Annotated in this window: 17 protein-coding genes and 1 pseudogene; 12 read left to right on the forward strand and 6 right to left on the reverse strand. The window is 70.9% G+C overall.

What is annotated here, in order from left to right:
* The first annotated feature begins 21 nt into the window (after window positions 1-21).
* From ACIQWX_RS06770 to ACIQWX_RS06785, 4 genes and pseudogenes are all read left to right on the forward strand, one after another.
* A pseudogene (locus ACIQWX_RS06770) lies at window positions 22-436 on the forward strand (Asp23/Gls24 family envelope stress response protein).
* Window positions 437-455: 19 nt separating this feature from the next.
* Window positions 456-617: a hypothetical protein gene (locus ACIQWX_RS06775; RefSeq protein ID WP_400866566.1), complete on the forward strand. Its 162-nt coding sequence runs from the start codon at window positions 456-458 to the stop codon at window positions 615-617.
* 110 nt (window positions 618-727) lie between these two features.
* A complete protein-coding gene (locus tag ACIQWX_RS06780) occupies window positions 728-1,120 on the forward strand; it encodes a DUF2784 domain-containing protein (RefSeq protein WP_400866569.1) in 393 nt (130 codons plus the stop codon).
* A gap of 14 nt (window positions 1,121-1,134) precedes the next feature.
* A complete protein-coding gene (locus tag ACIQWX_RS06785; RefSeq protein WP_400866572.1) occupies window positions 1,135-1,791 on the forward strand; it encodes a TrmH family RNA methyltransferase in 657 nt (218 codons plus the stop codon).
* Here ACIQWX_RS06785 and ACIQWX_RS06790 read toward each other — a convergent pair whose 3' ends face one another.
* On the reverse strand, window positions 1,792-3,927 hold the full coding sequence (locus ACIQWX_RS06790; protein WP_400866575.1) for a molybdopterin-dependent oxidoreductase: 2,136 nt from the start codon (window positions 3,925-3,927) through the stop codon (window positions 1,792-1,794).
* A gap of 51 nt (window positions 3,928-3,978) precedes the next feature.
* On the opposite strand from ACIQWX_RS06790, the gene ACIQWX_RS06795 reads away from it, so the two are divergent.
* Entirely contained in the window at window positions 3,979-4,998 is a 1,020-nt protein-coding gene (locus ACIQWX_RS06795) for a glycoside hydrolase family 76 protein (protein WP_400866578.1), read from the forward strand.
* Here the strand turns inward: ACIQWX_RS06795 and ACIQWX_RS06800 are convergent.
* The 4 genes from ACIQWX_RS06800 to ACIQWX_RS06815 all read right to left on the reverse strand — a co-directional run bounded on the left by ACIQWX_RS06800 (window position 4,963) and on the right by ACIQWX_RS06815 (window position 9,121).
* Complete coding sequence (locus tag ACIQWX_RS06800) at window positions 4,963-5,484, reverse strand: GNAT family N-acetyltransferase (RefSeq protein WP_400866581.1); 522 nt, start codon at window positions 5,482-5,484, stop codon at window positions 4,963-4,965. The genes ACIQWX_RS06795 and ACIQWX_RS06800 overlap by 36 nt on opposite strands.
* A gap of 35 nt (window positions 5,485-5,519) precedes the next feature.
* Window positions 5,520-7,019: a hypothetical protein gene (locus ACIQWX_RS06805; RefSeq protein ID WP_400866584.1), complete on the reverse strand. Its 1,500-nt coding sequence runs from the start codon at window positions 7,017-7,019 to the stop codon at window positions 5,520-5,522.
* A 125-nt stretch (window positions 7,020-7,144) separates the two neighbouring features.
* Window positions 7,145-8,011, reverse strand: a complete 867-nt coding sequence (locus ACIQWX_RS06810; protein ID WP_400866587.1) for a LacI family DNA-binding transcriptional regulator — start codon at window positions 8,009-8,011, stop codon at window positions 7,145-7,147.
* 72 nt (window positions 8,012-8,083) lie between these two features.
* A complete protein-coding gene (locus tag ACIQWX_RS06815) occupies window positions 8,084-9,121 on the reverse strand; it encodes a LacI family DNA-binding transcriptional regulator (protein ID WP_400866590.1) in 1,038 nt (345 codons plus the stop codon).
* Between the two features lie 107 nt (window positions 9,122-9,228).
* Here ACIQWX_RS06815 and ACIQWX_RS06820 point away from each other — a divergent pair, with 107 nt between their 5' ends.
* The 7 genes from ACIQWX_RS06820 (at window position 9,229) to ACIQWX_RS06850 (ending at window position 14,819) form a co-directional block, all read left to right on the forward strand.
* Window positions 9,229-10,245, forward strand: coding sequence for a substrate-binding domain-containing protein (locus ACIQWX_RS06820; RefSeq protein WP_400866593.1), 1,017 nt, complete (start codon window positions 9,229-9,231; stop codon window positions 10,243-10,245).
* Window positions 10,242-11,231, forward strand: a complete 990-nt coding sequence (locus tag ACIQWX_RS06825) for an ABC transporter permease (protein ID WP_257923599.1) — start codon at window positions 10,242-10,244, stop codon at window positions 11,229-11,231. The genes ACIQWX_RS06820 and ACIQWX_RS06825 overlap by 4 nt, the downstream gene beginning before the upstream one ends.
* The gene (locus ACIQWX_RS06830) at window positions 11,228-12,034 is read left to right on the forward strand and encodes an ATP-binding cassette domain-containing protein (RefSeq protein ID WP_400866597.1); all 807 of its coding nucleotides are present in this window, start codon (window positions 11,228-11,230) and stop codon (window positions 12,032-12,034) included. Before ACIQWX_RS06825 ends, ACIQWX_RS06830 begins: the two co-directional genes overlap by 4 nt.
* Before the next feature lie 2 nt (window positions 12,035-12,036).
* Complete coding sequence (locus ACIQWX_RS06835; protein ID WP_400869427.1) at window positions 12,037-12,864, forward strand: PfkB family carbohydrate kinase; 828 nt, start codon at window positions 12,037-12,039, stop codon at window positions 12,862-12,864.
* A complete protein-coding gene (locus ACIQWX_RS06840) occupies window positions 12,861-13,496 on the forward strand; it encodes a nucleoside/nucleotide kinase family protein (RefSeq protein ID WP_400866600.1) in 636 nt (211 codons plus the stop codon). Before ACIQWX_RS06835 ends, ACIQWX_RS06840 begins: the two co-directional genes overlap by 4 nt.
* Window positions 13,493-14,233 carry an SDR family oxidoreductase gene (locus ACIQWX_RS06845; RefSeq protein WP_400866603.1) on the forward strand — a complete coding sequence of 247 codons (741 nt, stop codon included), beginning with the start codon at window positions 13,493-13,495 and terminating at the stop codon, window positions 14,231-14,233. Before ACIQWX_RS06840 ends, ACIQWX_RS06845 begins: the two co-directional genes overlap by 4 nt.
* A gap of 175 nt (window positions 14,234-14,408) precedes the next feature.
* The gene (locus tag ACIQWX_RS06850; RefSeq protein ID WP_400866606.1) at window positions 14,409-14,819 is read left to right on the forward strand and encodes a VOC family protein; all 411 of its coding nucleotides are present in this window, start codon (window positions 14,409-14,411) and stop codon (window positions 14,817-14,819) included.
* A 1-nt stretch (window position 14,820) separates the two neighbouring features.
* Here the strand turns inward: ACIQWX_RS06850 and ACIQWX_RS06855 are convergent, their stop codons facing one another.
* Complete coding sequence (locus ACIQWX_RS06855; protein ID WP_400866609.1) at window positions 14,821-15,489, reverse strand: DedA family protein; 669 nt, start codon at window positions 15,487-15,489, stop codon at window positions 14,821-14,823.
* Window positions 15,490-15,575: the final 86 nt, after the last annotated feature.

The raw sequence follows: 15,575 nt of genomic DNA on the forward strand, positions 1-15,575 counted from the left end.
AGACATCCAGGGAGGACCACGATGACCGCGACGGCCGAGACCACCGCCCTCGTCACCAAGCAGGGCACGACCACCATCGCCGACACCGTCGTGCAGAAGATCGCCGGGCTCGCCGCGCGCGAGGTCAGCGGCGTGCACGACCTCGGCGGCGGCGCCGCGCGGGCGTTCGGGGCGCTGCGCGACCGCATCCCGGGCGCGTCGGCCAGTGCCGGCCAGGGCGTCTCGGTCGAGGTCGGCGAGAAGCAGGCCGCGGTCGACCTGCACATCCTCGTCGACTACGGCGTCGCCATCGCCGACCTCGCGCGGTCGGTGCGCCGCAACGTCGTCGCGTCGATCGAGCATGACCGGGCTGCAGGTCGTCGAGGTGAACATCAACGTCAGCGACGTCCACCTGCCCGGCGACGAGGCGCCCGCGCCGGCCGACCGGGTCGGCTGATCCGGCGTACCGTCGAGGTGTGGAAGAGCCGTCGAAGCCCGACGAGCCGCCGGACCGGCCCGGGCACACCCCGCCGTGGAAGAAGCCGCAGCCGTACCCGCACGAGGAGCCGACGAAGTACCCCGCGAAGCGCCCGCCGGAGTTCCCACCGGGCGTGACGCCTCCGTCACCGCCCAGGTGACGAGGTTGCTCCGCAGGGTTGAACATCACACAACCGGGCACTCTCAGGGGCGGCCGAATCCGATCAGCGGAGTAAAGTCGCTGGTAGGGGGTCGGTGAAGGGGGCGTGTGGTGGCGAAGTTCCTGGCGGACGTGACTGTCGCGGTGCACATCCTGGCCCTGCTGCTCATCGGTTTCGGCGGGTTCGTCGCCTGGCGCTGGCCCAAGCTGATCTTCGTGCACATGCTGGGCGTGGCTTGGGGTGTCCTGGTCAACGTGGCGCCGGTGCCCTGCCCGTTCACCGCGCTGGAGAACTTCTTCCGGCACCAGCAGGGCCTCGGTGACCTGCCCGGCGGGTTCAACGCCTACTACCTCTACGACACGGTGTTCCCGAGGTCGTGGCTGCCGGTGATCGGCGTCGTCGCGATCGCCGTGGTGGTGTACTCCTACGTCGGCGTCTACCACCGCTGGCGCCACCGCGACCACAGCGAGGACGCCCGCCACCACCGGGTCCGGTTGGGCTAGGCGACAATCGGGGGGTGAGCACTTCCCCGGACGTCGGACCCACCGAGTGGGTGAGCCGCGAAGAGGTCGGTGTCGGCCCGTGGCCGGGTGAATGGCCGCCGGACGAGCGGTACGACCCGGACCTGCTGCGCGACGGCGACCGCCGCAACGTCGTCGACGCGTACCGCTACTGGCGCCGCGAGGCGATCGTGTCCGATGTGGACAGTCGCCGGCACCCGTTCCACGTCGCCATCGAGAACTTCCAGCACGACCACAACATCGGCACGGTGGTCCGCACGGCGAACGCCTTCGCGGCGGCGGAGGTCCACATAGTCGGCCGCCGCCGCTGGAACCGCCGCGGCGCGATGGTGACGGACCGCTACCAGCACCTGCGCCACCACGACGACGTCACCGGGTTGGTGGAGTTCGCTTCCACGCAGGGACTGGCGGTGGTCGCGGTCGACAACACCCCGGGGTCCGAACCGGTCGAGACGGCGTCGCTGCCGCGTGCGTGCGTCCTGGTGTTCGGCCAGGAAGGGCCGGGCTTGTCCGAGCCGACGCGAGAGGCGGCGTCGCTGACGGTGTCGATCGCCCAGTTCGGCACGACCCGCTCGATCAACGCGGGAGTGGCGGCGGGCATCGTCATGCACGCCTGGATCCGCCAGCACGCCGATTTGTCGACGGCCTGGTAGCTACGCCGGGGCGACCTCGACCGGGATGCCGTTCAGCACCGAGGTTCCCGACGGCACGTCGAGCAGCGTCTCGTCCGCGACCAGGTTCGAGTTGACCCCCGGGTTCGCGCTCGCCACCCGCGTCCGCGAACCGGCCGCGTCGTGGCCCCAGCCGTGGGGGATGCTGACCACGCCTTGCCTGACCTCGTCCGTCACCTCCACCGGTACCTCCAGCTTGCCCGCGCGTGAGGTCACCGACGCCAGCGCGCCGTCCGTCAGGCCCAGGCGCGTCGCGTCGGCCGGGTGGACCAGGACCGTGCAGCGGTTTCCGCCGCGGATCAGCGGGGCGAGGTTGTGCATCCACGAGTTGTTCGAGCTCAGGTGGCGCCGGCCGATCAGCACGAGACCGTCGTCGAGCGGGCGGTCCAGTTCGGCACGCAGCCGCGGGACATCGGCGACGACGTCCGGCGGCGCCAGCTCGATCCGGCCGGACGCCGTGCACAGCACCTCCGGGATCCGCGGCTTCAGCGGCCCGAAGTCCATCCCGTGCGGCGCGGCTTCGAGGTCGGCGAGCGTGACGTCGTACGGCCCGGCGCGCAGCAGCAGGTCGACCAGCCGCGCGGGCCCGGTGCGGTCGTGGGTCACCTCCAGCTTGGCGCGGCGGGCGACGTCCGCCGCGACGAAGTCGTCCAGCGCGGCGACGTCCGCTTCGGGGCCCTGACCGGTGACGATGCCGGTGAGCCGCAGCATCGTCTCCCACTCCTGCGGCAGCTGCGACGGCAGCGTCGCCGGCGTCCAGTTCGCGACGTTGCGCACCGAAAGCTGGTAGAACGCCAGGTCGAAGTGCGGCCGCTCGAGCGGTGACGGGCCGGGCAGGATGACGTCGGCCCGGCGGGACGTCTCGTTGAGGTAGACGTCGACCGAGATCATGAAGTCGAGGTGGTCGAGCGCCGCCGCGAGCCTGCCGGCGTTCGGTGTGCTCAGGCAGGGGTTGCCGCTGACCGTGATCAGCGCGCGGACCTGGCCGTCGCCCGGGCTTTCGATCTCGTCGGCGAGCGTCGCGACCGGCAGTTCGCCGACGACCTCCGGGTAGCCGCGCACGCGGCTGCGCCAGCGCCCGACCGCGAACGGCCGCCGGTTCCCGGTCGGCTGGCACGCCGCCAGCGGGAACATCGCGCCGCCGGGTGCGTCGAGGTTGCCGGTGAGCACGTTGAGGACGTCGACGAGCCAGCTCGCGACCGTGCCGAACGTCTGCGTCGTCGTGCCGATCCGCCCGTAGACCACGGCGTTCTCGGTGGCCAGCTCGAGCGCCATCCGGCGGATCTCGCCCGCGTCGATGCCGGTGCGCGGGGCGACGGCTTCGGGCGTGAACGGCTTGGCCAGCTCACGGACGTCGTCGAGGCCGTTGAGGTGGTCCGCAAGCCGTCCGGGGGTCACGCGGTTCTCCGCGAACAGCACGTTGACCAGCGCGAACAGCAGCAACGCGTCGGTGCCGGGCCGGATGGCGTGGTGCTCGTCGGCGAACGCGGCGGTGCGCGTGCGGCGGGGGTCGACGACCACGATCTTGCCGCCGCGCTCGCGGATCCCGCGCAGCCGGCCGCGGATGTCCGGCGCGGTCATCAGGCTGCCGTTGGACACGAGCGGGTTGGCGCCGAGGACCAGCAGGTGGCGCGTGCGGTCGAGGTCGGGGACCGGGATGGCGAGCGGGTCGCCGAACATGGTGCCGGCGGAGTAGTGCTTCGGCATCTGGTCGACGGAAGTCGCGCTGTAGAAGTTCTTGGTGCCCAACGCTTTGTAGAGCACGCGGCCGTAGAGCGTCAGCGCGATGTTGTGCACGCCGGGGTTGCCCGCGTAGACGGCGACGGCGTCCCGGCCGTGTTCCTCGAGGATCGGCGGGAGGCGACGCTCGATCTCGTCGTAGGCCTCCTGCCAGCTGACTTCGACGAACTCGCCGTCGCGCTTGAGCAGCGGCGCGGTCAGCCGGTCGGGGTCGTGGTGCAGCGCCCCGAGCGACGCGCCCTTCGGGCAGATGTAGCCCTTGGAGAAGACGTCGTTCTGGTCGCCCGTCACCCGGGTGACCTGCTGGTTCGCGTCGAGCGTCACTTCGAGGCCGCAGGTGGCTTCGCAGAGCGGGCAGGTCACGTGGGCCGTCGTCATGGCAACCCAACATACCGAGCGGTATGTCGATGGGCAAGGCACGATTGCGACATGGACGTCTCAGCCGCCGAACGCGCGGTGACCTCGCGGCACCTGCGCCGGGTGTGGGCGCTCCCCGGCACGGTCCTCGGCCGCAGCGGCTGGCCCCCGTCGCCCGGCCAGCGGCTGCACTGGCATTGGAACTACTGGTGGCAGGCGCACCTGCTGGACACCTTGGTCGACGCTCAGCTGCGTGCGCCCACCCCGGCGCGCCTGGCGCTGATCCGGTCGTTCGCGCGTTCGGTGCGGCTGCGCAACTTCGGCCGCTGGACGAACGACTACTACGACGACATCGCGTGGCTCGGCCTTGCACTGCAACGGGTTCAGTCCCTCGGCATCGACGTCGGCCCGGCGCTGGCGGCGATCGACACGCAGCTGCTGTCCGGCTGGACGCCCGCGGCGGGGGGCGGCATCTGGTGGCGCCGCGGCGACGACTTCAAGAACGCCCCGGCCAACGGCCCGGCGGCGATCTTCCACGCCCGGTCGGGAAACCTGACCCCCGCCCGCGAGATGACGGACTGGCTGACGTCCACTTTGGTCGATCCAGCGTCCGGTCTGGTCTGGGACGGCATCCGCGCGGACACCGGCGAGCTCGTGAAGCACATTTACACGTACTGCCAGGGCGTTTACCTGGGCGCCTGCCTCGAACTGTCCGAAATGGACAACGCGGCTCGCACGGTCCGCGCGGTCGCGGAGCACGTCGCACCGGGCGGCATCATCCGCGGCCAGGGCGGCGGCGACGGCGGCTTGTTCGGCGCGATCTTGGCCCGGTACTTGGCGTTGGCAGCGCACGCGTTGCCCGGCCCGGAGGCTTCGACGGCCCGCGAGCTGGTGCTGAAGTCGGCGGAGGCGTGCTGGTCGGGAGCCGCCGAGGGCCCGGTGTTCAGCGCGTACTGGGACCGTCCGGCGCCGTGGCCGTTGCCGGATGACGCACCGGAGCGGGACATGTCGGTGCAGGTGGGCGGCTGGATGCTCCTGGAAGCCGCGGCGACGCTCTCACCAGACGTCGCCGGCCCGCCAGTCGGCGGTTAGCTCGCCGTCGAGGTCGAGGGTCACCCGGCCCGGGAAGACGTAGACACCGCCGTCGTCGTCCTCGGTGCGCTGGACCCCGGTCGGCGTCAACGCGAACGTCGGCCCGCGCCACCGCTGCCAGCCGCGGCCCGCGTACAGCGGCGCGCCGGCCCGGGTCGCGCTCAGCGCGCCCACCTCGTACCCCGGCAGCAGCTCCTCCATCGCCGCCATCAACGCACTCGCGACTCCGCGCCTGCGGTGGTCCGGGTGCACGGCGACGCCCTCGACGTACCCCGTGTTCAGCACGCGGTCGCCGGACAGCAGCCGGCGTTGCACGAGCGACGCGTGGCCGACCAACTGGTCGCCCTCGAAGGTGAGGGCGTGCATGCCGCCCAGCGTGTTTTCCCAGCCCGGCGGGTCGAAGTCCGTGAACGCGCCTTCGAGCAGCGCCCGGACGGCGAGCAGGTCGGCGGCCGGCAGCTGGGCGGTGTGCGCGAGTCGGATCACCCCGCCATTCTCCCGCTACGGACGCGGGTGGCGAGTCACTGCTGGACGCCTTCCTTGCGCGGGTCGAGGTCGACTTCGGTGCGCTTGTCGTCCTCCCCGGCCTTGTGCCAGTCGGCGATCGCGGCCTGGAGCCGGGCCTTCTGCTCCGCGTCGCTCGCCGCGTACTTCTCCGCGGCCTTCTTGATGCGGTCGGCCGCCTGGAGGTAGCGCGCGGTCGTCTTCTGGAAGAACGACTCGACCTCGGTCCGCAGCGCGATCAACGCCGTGTCCCCCGCCGTGGGGACGACGCCGCGGCCGGCCAGCTGCCCGTCGGAGTAGGACGCCGTGGCGACCTTGCGCAGCAGTTCGGAGTAGTGCGAAGCGGCGTCGACGCAGTGCTGGGCGATCTCCATGACCACCACGACGTCCACGGCGAACCGGCCGGACGCCGACGGGTCGCTGTCGTCGCCGTCGGGACTGCTCTTCGTGAAGTCGTAGAGCTCCAGCATCGTGCGGTCGACGCCGGCGATCCGGTGGTCGATGGCCGTGATCGCCCGCTGGTAGTCCGTCTCGGCCGCGGTCAGCTCTTCGTGGAGGGCGCGGACGGCGGCGTCCAGGTGGGTGAAGAAGGCGCTCAGCTGCGGGAACTTCAGCTCTTCGTTCGGCTTTCCCTCGCGCAGGTTCAGCGCGAAGTCGATCAGGCTCAGCGCCGTGCCGATGCTGCCCGGAGCCTCTTCCCCCAACGCCGTGGTGACCGTCGTGACGATCCCCCACGCCTGGCTGGCGGCGTTCACCGCCACCTTCTCCTTCGGGGTGTCCGACGACGGCGCCGCGGCTTCGAACAGCTCGCTGGTGGCCCGGGCGAGGAGCTGCAGGGTGTTGTTCCGGGTGGCGTGGATCGTCGTGGCGCGCAAGGAATAGCAGTTCGCCAGCCACCGCACGAGAACGCTCTGGTTCTTCAGCGTGGGGCCGACCGTCGAAAGGAAGCCGCCCTTGAGGCTGTTCGCCGCGAGCCCCGTCCAGCCGGCCAGCCACGCCCGGTTGTTGTTGCTGTCGTCCCGGACGGAGAGCTTTTCGACGACGCCGGGCAGCGCGTAGGCGTCGACCGATCCCTCGGGTCGCAGCGTCTTGTCGGCATCGAGGAGGCTTTCCCGCGCGTCCTCGAGCGACGAGAGCTCCGGCCCGCCCGCGAGGTCCGGGAGCGCGGCCGCCAGCTGTTCCCGCTTCGCCCACGCCCAGTCCCCGACCTGGGAAAACACATCAGCCGCCCGGCACTCGACGTACCTGGCGTCCTGGACGCTCCAGCCGTCGCAGGGGGCGGACGGCCGGTTGGCCGGGGTGCTGTCGTTGACGGCCCAGGCGACGACCGGGCAGGTCGTCAGGTGGCCCCGCGCTTCGACCGGGACCTGCCACCGGGCGGGCTCGGGCGCGCCGTCGATCTGGGTGGTGCCGCCGCGCAGGGTCTGCCCGGCGTCCCGGGTCCAGCGGCGTTCGAGCGCCTGCCAGTAGTCGTTGAGCGCCGCCGAGAGGGAAGCCGAGTAAACGCTTCCGCTCATGTACTGACCGCTCATCCGTCATTTCCCCCGATTCGTTCGCTGTCGAGCGGGCCCGAGAGTAGCAACGAAGTGACGCATTTAGGGCAATTGTCACTCCATGGCGTCCGGAAGTGGCCGCTGTCCGGTCAGCAGCCGCAGGACGCGCCGTGCAGGAACCGCGGGGTCAGCGAAACCGACTCCGGGGGCCGGTCCGGATCGGCCACGCGGGCCAGCAGCAGCTGCACCGCCCGGCGGCCGAGGTCCGCGACGGGCTGGGCCAGCGTCGTCACCGCCGGGCTCACCCGGCGGGCCCACTCCATGTCGCCGTACCCGACCACCGCCAGCTCCGAGCCGATGCGGATGCCGCGGCGGTGGGCCTCGTACTGGACGCCCACGAGCATCGACTCGTCCGCGACCACCAGGGCCGTCGGGGAGGGCCAGCCGTCCAGGAGCTTCGCCGTCGCGCGGGCCGCGCCGCCCGACGTCGACAGGCCGCACTCCACGAGTTCGCGGTTGAACCGCAGCCCCGCCTGCTCGAGCCCCAGCCGGTAGCCGCGGACGCGCTCGCGGCTGGTCTCCAGGCCGTCGTCGCCCGAGATGAAGCCGATCTTGCGGTGCCGGCGCTCGGTCAGGTGCCGGACCAGCGACGCCACCGCGTGCACGTTCTCCGTGCCCACCTGGTCGACGTCGTTGCGGGCGGCCACCCGGTCGACCAGGACCGTCGGGACGCCCATCCGGACCAGGCCGTTGACCGCCGCTTCGGAGCCCGCCGACGGCACCAGCAGCACGCCGTCCACGAGGTCCGCCCGCAGGGCGCGGACGACCGCGGCCTCTTCGCTCACGGTGTCGCCGGTGTCGGCCAGGGTGACGTCGCAGCCCGACTGGGCGGCGGCTGCCTTGATCGAGCGCAGCAGCTCACCCGAGTAGGGGTTCGCGGTGACCCCCATCGCGACGCCGATCCGGTAGGTGACCGGGGGGTCCCACAACCGGAGCTCCGGCGAAAGTGCGGTCATACTCTGCCCTCGCAGACGTTCAGCCGAAACGTATCCGCTGAACGCCCGCAAGATGACGGCAAAACCCCAGAATCACTGATGTGAGTGAACCGACGGGCAGCCGCACGACTCGCGGTGACGCAGAGTGGGTGCCAGCCGGACCGTCTCGGCCTTGCGCGAAGGGTCGTTGATCCGGGCCAGCAGCAGCCGGACCGCCTGCCGGCCGATCTCCTCGATCGGCTGCGCCATCGTCGTCAGCGGCGGGTCGACCAGGTCCGCCCACTCGACGTCGTCGTAGACCACCACCGGCAGGTCACGGCCGATGCGCAGGCCGCGCCGCCGGGCCTCGTGCAGGACCCCGACCATCATGCTGTCGTTCCCGACGACCAGCGCCGTCGGCGGCTCGGGCAGCGCCAGCAGCGTGCTCAACGCCAGCGAGCCACCCTCGTGCGACGAGTTTCCGCAGGCCACGAGCTCGGACGACCACGTCAGCCCGGACCGGCCGAGCCCCAGCCGGTAGCCGAGCACGCGCTCCTCGCTCGTCGACAGCCCGGGCGCGCCGCTGATCATCCCGATCCGCCGGTGCCCGAGCGTCCCGAGGTGCGCGGTCAGCGCCGAGGTCGCCTGGATGTTCTCCGTGCCCACCTGGTCGACGTCGGTCCGGGTGGTCAGCCGGTCGATCAGCACCGTCGGCACGTCCAGCGACACGAGCTCGCCGATCACCGGGCCGTCGCCGGGCGCCGGGGTGATCAGCAGGCCGTCGACGCGACGGGAGCGCAGCGCCCGCACGGTGTCACGCTCCGTGTCCGCGGTGTCGTGCGTGTCGGCCAGCAGGACGGTGTAGCCGTGCGCCGACGCCTCCCGCTCGATCGCCTGCATCAGCGTCGCGAAGTACGGGTTGGCCACCAGCGAGATCGCCATCCCGATCGACCGCGTCCCGCCGGTGACCAGCGACCGGGCGATCGCGTCACCGGTGTAGCCGGTCGTCTCGATCGCCCGCAGGACGGCCGCCTTGGTGTCCTCGGCGACCGCCCGCGTCCCGTTGACGACGTGCGAGACGGTCGTGATCGAGACGCCGGCGAGCTCGGCGATGTCCCGCTGGGTCGGCCGCGATGATCTCGGCTGGGGCATGCCAATCCTTTCCGGCAAGCGTTTGCGCAAACGCTTGCGTGCACGGTGCAGTCTGTCTACCTTCCGGTCCATCGGCAAGCTTCGACACGAACAAAGGGTGGGAACCCATGAGACAGCGAAGTCTCACCGCAGTCGTGCTGGCCGCCGTCCTCGCCGCGACGACCGGGTGCACGGTCGAACGCCACTGGGGCGGCAACACCAACACCGGCGGGAGCGGCAAGGCCAAGGTCGGCCTGGTCACGAAGACCGACACCAATCCCTACTTCGTCGAACTCCGCAACGCCGCGAGAGCGGCCGCGCAGGCCAACGGCGCCGACTTCAGCGCGCTCGCGGGCCAGTTCGACGGCGACAACGACGGCCAGGTCCGCGCCATCGAGAACCTGCGGCAGCAGGGCGCGAACACGATCCTGATCACGCCCAGCTCGTCGACCGGCGTGCTCAAGGCGATCAAGGACGCCCGCGACGCCGGTGTCCTGGTCATCGCCCTCGACACGGCCACCGAACCGGCCGACGCCGTCGACGCGACCTTCGCCACCGACAACTTCGCGGCCGGCGAGCAGCAGGGCGCGTACGTCAAGGCCGCGCTGGCCGGCACCCCGCCCAAGCTGCTGATGGTCGACGGCACGGCGGGCAGCACGGTCGACACCCAGCGCCACGGCGGTTTCCTCAAGGGCATCGGGCTGACCGACGGCTCGCCGGAGATCAAGGGCCACACCGCGGCCAACGGCGACCAGAGCCTCGCTCAGCAGGGCATGGAGAACCTGCTCCAGCGCAGCACCGACATCAACGCCGTCTACTCGATGAACGAGCCGATGGGCCGTGGCGCGTACGCGGCGCTGAACGCCCGCGGGCTGACGAACCAGATCGTGATGGGCTCGATCGACGGCGGCTGCGAGGGCGTCCAGAACGTCAAGAACGGGCAGTTCGCCGCCACCGTCATGCAGTTCCCGAAGAAGATGGCCGAGCAGGGTGTGCTCGCCGCCGTCGAATACGCCAAGACCGGCAAGAAGCCGGCCGGGTTCGTGAACACCGGGTCCGCCGTGATCACCGACAAGCCGCTGCCCGGCATCGAGAGCCACGACTCCGCCTGGGGCCTGCAGAACTGCTGGGGAGGAAACAAATGACCACGGCAGTCGCCACCAAGGAACGTGAGTCGCTCGGTGACTTCCTCCTCCGCGCCCCCGCGGTCGGTCCGGCGCTCGCGCTGGTCGTCGCGATCGTGGTGTTCTCGCTCGCCACGGACACGTTCTTCGACCTCGACAACCTGTCCACAGTGGTCCAGCAGTCGCTGGTCGTCGGGACGCTCGCGTTAGGACAGACGCTCGTCATCCTCATCGCGGGCATCGACCTGTCCAACGCGTCTTCGATGGTCGTCGCGACGCTGATCATGGCGAAACTCGCGGCAGCCGGCACGAACGGCTTCGTCGCGCTGCTCGCCGGCGTGGTGCTGACGATCATCGTGGGCATCTTCATCGGCGGGCTCGCGACGCGGATCAAGCTGCCCGCGTTCATCATCACGCTCGGCACGTTCACCATGCTGACCGCGGTGTCGAAGCTGATCGCGGGCGGCCAGGCCGTGCCGGTGACCGATGGGCTGCTGCAGTGGCTCGGCACCAAGCGCTACCTCTTCGGCGGCATCCCGATCACCTACGGCATGACGCTGGCGCTGCTGATGTACCTCGGTGTCTGGTACGCGCTGACGAAAACCGCGTGGGGCAAGCACGTCTACGCGGTCGGCAACGCGCCGGAGTCCGCGCGGCTGTCCGGCATCAAGGTCAACCGCACGGTGCTGTCGGTGTACATCGTGGCCGGCCTGACCTTCGGCATCGCGGCCTGGCAGGCGCTCGGCCGGACGCCGAACGCCGACCCGAACCAGTTCCAGCTCGGCAACCTCGACTCGATCACCGCCGTCGTCCTCGGCGGCACGAGCCTCTTCGGCGGCCGCGGCTCGGTGCTCGGGACGCTGATGGGCGCGCTGGTCGTGGCGGTGCTGCGGTCGGGGCTGACGCAGATGAACGTCGACGGCAACTACCAGGACCTCGCCACCGGCGCCCTGCTCATCGCCGCCGTCGTGGTGGACCGGATCGCGAGGAGGCAGCAGCAGTCATGAGTGGACCCATCCTCCAGGCTCGCGGGCTGGTCAAGCGCTACGGCCGGGTGACGGCCATCGACGGCGCCGACTTCGACCTCCTGCCCGGCGAGGTGCTCGCCGTGGTCGGGGACAACGGCGCCGGGAAGTCCTCGCTCATCAAAGCCCTGTCCGGCGCGGTGATCCCGGACGAAGGCGAGATCAAAGTGGACGGCAAGACCGTCCACTTCAAGTCCCCTTTGGACGCTCGCCACTACGGGATCGAGACGGTGTACCAGGACCTCGCCGTCGCGCCCGCGCTCGACATCGCGTCGAACATGTTCCTCGGGCGCGAGAAACGCTTGAAGGGACCGTTCGGGCTGTTCCGCAAGCTCGACACCGCGACCATGCGGTCCGAGGCGCAGCGGATCCTCGACGAGCTGGGCATCAACATCAAGTCGATCACGCAGCCCGTCGAGACGCTTTCCGGTGGTCAGCGCCAAGGCGTCGCGGTGGCGCGCGCGGCCGCGTTCGGCACCAAGGCCGTGATCATGGACGAGCCGACCGCAGCTTTGGGGGTCGCCGAGTCCGGCAAGGTGCTCGACCTCATCGGCCGGATCCGCGACCGCGGCCTGCCGGTGGTCTTGATCAGCCACAACATGCCGCACGTCTTCGACATCGCCGACCGCATCCACGTGCACCGCCTCGGCAAGCGCGTCGCGGTCGTGTCGCCGAAGACGCATTCGATGAACCAGGTCGTCGGCCTGCTCACGGGTGCGTTGCGGCTCAACGAAAACGGCGAAGTCGAAGAAGCCGGCGCGACCCACGTGGCCGGCTTGAAGTGAAGGTGCTGCTGGCGGGTTTGTGCACTGTGGACGTCGTCCAGCGGGTCGACGAGCTTCCGGCGCCGGGCGAGAAGGTCCAGTCGCTGCGGGTGGACGTCGCGGCCGGGGGGCCCGCGACGAACGCCGCGGTGACGGCCGCCGCGCTCGGCGCCGAAGCGACCCTGCTGACCGTCCTCGGTGCACACCCGCTGGCCGCGCTCGCCCGCGCCGACCTCGAAGCGCACGGCGTCCACCTGATCGACCTGGCTCCTTCGCCCGAAGACCCGCCACCGGTCAGCGCGGTGGCGGTCCGAAACCACGACGGCGAGCGCACCGTCGTCGCCCGCAACGCCGCCGACCGGCACTTTCACGTGAAAGTGCCGCTTTTGGCAGCTGATGTCGTTTTGCTTGATGGGCACTATCCGAAACTGGCGCTGACTGTCGCGAGAGGGACCGAAGCGCCGGTGGTGCTGGACGCCGGGAGCTGGAAGCCCGTGCTCGACGAGCTGCTGCCCCTGGTCGACGTCGCCGCCTGCTCCGCGCACTTCGCCGCGCCGGAGCCGGGGCTGCACGCGCGGGGCGTCCCCACCGTCATCACCACCGCGGGCCCCGGGCCGGTGCGGTGGTCCACTGCGGACGGCGGCTCGGGTGAGGTGCCTGTCGCCGACGTGGAAGCGCGGGACACACTAGGTGCGGGCGACGTCTGGCACGGCGCCTTCGCCGTCGCCGTGTCCCGCGAACCGACGGTGACGGACCGGATCCGCTTCGCCAACGAGGTGGCCGCCGAACGGGTGCGGCATGTGGGACCGCGGTCGTGGACGACCGCGATCGCAGGAAGGAACAGGACATGACGGCGTTCGACGACTTGCTGGCCAGGGCCGAGGGCCTGACCGTGCGCGGGCAGCGCAACGTGCTGGGCATCATCGGCGCGCCCGCGTCGGGCAAGACCACGCTCGCGTGGGCGCTGGCCAACGCGCTCGGCTCGCGCGCCGCGGTGGTCGGCATGGACGGCTTCCACCTCGCGCAGGTCGAGCTGCGCCGGCTGGAGCGCACCGAGCGCAAGGGCGCGCCCGACACGTTCGACGCGGCGGGCTACTACCACCTGATCCGCCGGCTCGCCGAAGGCCGCGAGACGGTCTACGCGCCGGAGTTCCGCCGCGAGATCGAGGAGCCGATCGCGGGCGCGGTGGCCGTGCCGCCGGAGGTCCAGCTGGTGATCACGGAGGGCAACTACCTGCTGCTCCCGGACGACCCGTGGAGCGGCATCCGGCCGCTGCTGACCGAGGCGTGGTTCCTCGCCCCGGACGAGCCCGAGCGGATCGAACGCCTGGTGTCGCGCCACCGCCGTTACGGCCGCTCCCTGGTCGAGGCCCGCCGGCGCGCGCTGGGCTCGGACCAGCGCAATGCGGACCTGATCTCGCAGACCCGTGACCGCGCCGACCTGGTGCTGGAGAACCTGCCGCTGGCGAACTTCGCGATTTGACGCTCATCGTCACCGGCGGCAGCCGGGGGATCGGCGCGGCGATCTGCCTGCTCGCGGCCCAGCGCGGCTACGACGTCGTCGTGAACTACTCCGGTGACCCCGCGCCCGCTCGCGAAGTGGCCGAGCAGGTGCGTGCATCCGGCCGTCAGGCGCGGGCGGTCCGCGCGGACGTCTCGGTGGAGGACGACGTCGTCGCGCTGTTCGACGCGGCCGTGGAGCTGGGGCCGGTGACGGCGCTGGTCAACAACGCGGCGATCGTCGGCAACACGCCCGGGCGGCTCGACTCCTACGACGTCGACGTCGTCCGGCGCACCCTCGACGTCAACGTGACGGGGGTGTTCCTGTGCTGCCGCGAGGCGGTCCGCCGCATGTCGACCCGCTACGGCGGCGAAGGCGGCGCGATCGTCAACATCTCCTCGACGGCCGCGCGCACCGGCTCGGCCGGGGAGTGGGTGCACTACGCGGCGTCCAAGGCGGCCGTCGACACGCTGACGTTCGGGCTGGCCCAGGAGATCGCGGGCGAGGACGTGCGGGTCAACGCGGTCGCGCCGGGGATGATCCACACGGGTCTGCACGCGGCCGCGGGCCTGCCGGACCGGATGGCGAAGTACGCGCCGCAGATCCCGATGGGCCGCGCCGGGCAGCCGGCCGAGATCGCGGAAGCGGTGCTGTTCCTGCTGTCGCCGGCGTCGTCGTTCACGACGGGAGCGGTGCTCGACGTCGGTGGCGGCCGGTGACCGGTCAGGCACGCTCTGATAATTCGGAATGACCTTCGGTCACTGGCGTCCGCCTGCTGGGACGCCCGGAGACGGCGAGATCACGATCGGACGCGGACTTGGTCACCTCGGTTTCGGCCGGCGAACGCTGTGCAACTCTGGGGAGCCGCCACCCGAAAGGACGGCTTCGGAAGCCATGGCAAAACTCATGTCCGTGCACCACCTCGCGCTCACCGTGACCGACGTGGACCGCAGCGTGCCGTGGTACGTGCGCGTTCTGGACCTCGAGGAGGTCACCCGGCGCGAAGAGCCGGACACGGGGCTGCGGAAGGTTGTGCTCCGGTCCGCCGGGGACGAGTTCTCCGTGGTGCTGGTCCAGCACGCGGACACCGGCAGACGCGGGTTCGACGAGCGCCGGACCGGGCTCGACCACGTCGCCTTCCGGGTGCAGTCGACCACCGAGCTGGCCGAATGGGAATGCCGGCTCGCGGAGTTCGGCGTGTCCTACCTGCCGGCCGCGCCGTCACGGACGTTCGAAGGCTCGAAGGTCGTCGTGTTCCGCGATCCGGACGGCATCCAGCTCGAAATCTGGGCCGACCCGCAGTGACTCAGGCGCGGGCGTCGTCGCGTTCTTCGACGGGGCGGCGCATCTCCTGGCGGTAGCGAAGCACGCCGTAGCCCGTACCCACCACGAAGAACGCGATGCTGGCCCACAGCGCCACCGTCTTCAGCCACGGCAGGGCGTCCAGCAGTCCCGCGCCGTAGTAGCCGAGCAGCACTAGCGTCGGCACCCACAGCAGGCCGCCCAGCGCCGTCGCCGCCATGAAGCGGCGGGGGTCCATCCGGGCCGCGCCCGCGATCAGCGGGGCCAGCGTGCGGATCCACGGGATCCAGCGGGCCGCCACGATCGCGAAGAACCCCTTGCGGTCCAGGAACCGCTGCGCGCGCTCCAGGGCCTGGCGGTTCAGCACCTTGCCGTCGCGCCTCGCGATCAGCTTGGTGCCGCTCGTGCGGCCGATGTAGTAGCCGATCTGGTTGCCGAGCACGGCGACGATCAGCGCGGCTCCCGACAGGAACCACGCGTTCGCGTCCGAACCGTGCTGGGCCAGCACCACGCCGGCCCCGAACAGCAGCGAATCACCGGGCAGGAACAACCCGATGATCAACGCGCATTCGACCAGCACGAAGCTCAGCACGATCACCCAGACGAGCAGCGGCCCGGCGGTGTCCAGCCAGCTCACGCCGACGCCCGCGGCCTCGATGCTCACGACGTTCACACCGCGAGCCTACGTGGCCCAGGTGAACACCCCACGGCGAACGGTCGAATCGAGCTGTCCGGAATATTCAGGTTCTACGAACGGTG

The organism is Amycolatopsis sp. NPDC098790, assembly GCF_044759945.1.
Classification (GTDB): Bacteria; Actinomycetota; Actinomycetes; order Mycobacteriales; family Pseudonocardiaceae; genus Amycolatopsis.

What these genes read in the sequence shown, in the direction of transcription:
- ACIQWX_RS06790 (WP_400866575.1), bottom strand. Translation starts at nt 3,927, where the DNA reads ATGACGACGGCCCACGTGACCTGCCCGCTCTGCGAAGCCACCTGCGGC.
- ACIQWX_RS06795 (WP_400866578.1), top strand. Translation starts at nt 3,979, where the DNA reads ATGGACGTCTCAGCCGCCGAACGCGCGGTGACCTCGCGGCACCTGCGC.
- ACIQWX_RS06805 (WP_400866584.1), bottom strand. Translation starts at nt 7,019, where the DNA reads ATGAGCGGAAGCGTTTACTCGGCTTCCCTCTCGGCGGCGCTCAACGAC.
- ACIQWX_RS06810 (WP_400866587.1), bottom strand. Translation starts at nt 8,011, where the DNA reads ATGACCGCACTTTCGCCGGAGCTCCGGTTGTGGGACCCCCCGGTCACC.
- ACIQWX_RS06815 (WP_400866590.1), bottom strand. Translation starts at nt 9,121, where the DNA reads ATGCCCCAGCCGAGATCATCGCGGCCGACCCAGCGGGACATCGCCGAG.
- ACIQWX_RS06820 (WP_400866593.1), top strand. Translation starts at nt 9,229, where the DNA reads ATGAGACAGCGAAGTCTCACCGCAGTCGTGCTGGCCGCCGTCCTCGCC.
- ACIQWX_RS06825 (WP_257923599.1), top strand. Translation starts at nt 10,242, where the DNA reads ATGACCACGGCAGTCGCCACCAAGGAACGTGAGTCGCTCGGTGACTTC.
- ACIQWX_RS06830 (WP_400866597.1), top strand. Translation starts at nt 11,228, where the DNA reads ATGAGTGGACCCATCCTCCAGGCTCGCGGGCTGGTCAAGCGCTACGGC.
- ACIQWX_RS06840 (WP_400866600.1), top strand. Translation starts at nt 12,861, where the DNA reads ATGACGGCGTTCGACGACTTGCTGGCCAGGGCCGAGGGCCTGACCGTG.
- ACIQWX_RS06850 (WP_400866606.1), top strand. Translation starts at nt 14,409, where the DNA reads ATGGCAAAACTCATGTCCGTGCACCACCTCGCGCTCACCGTGACCGAC.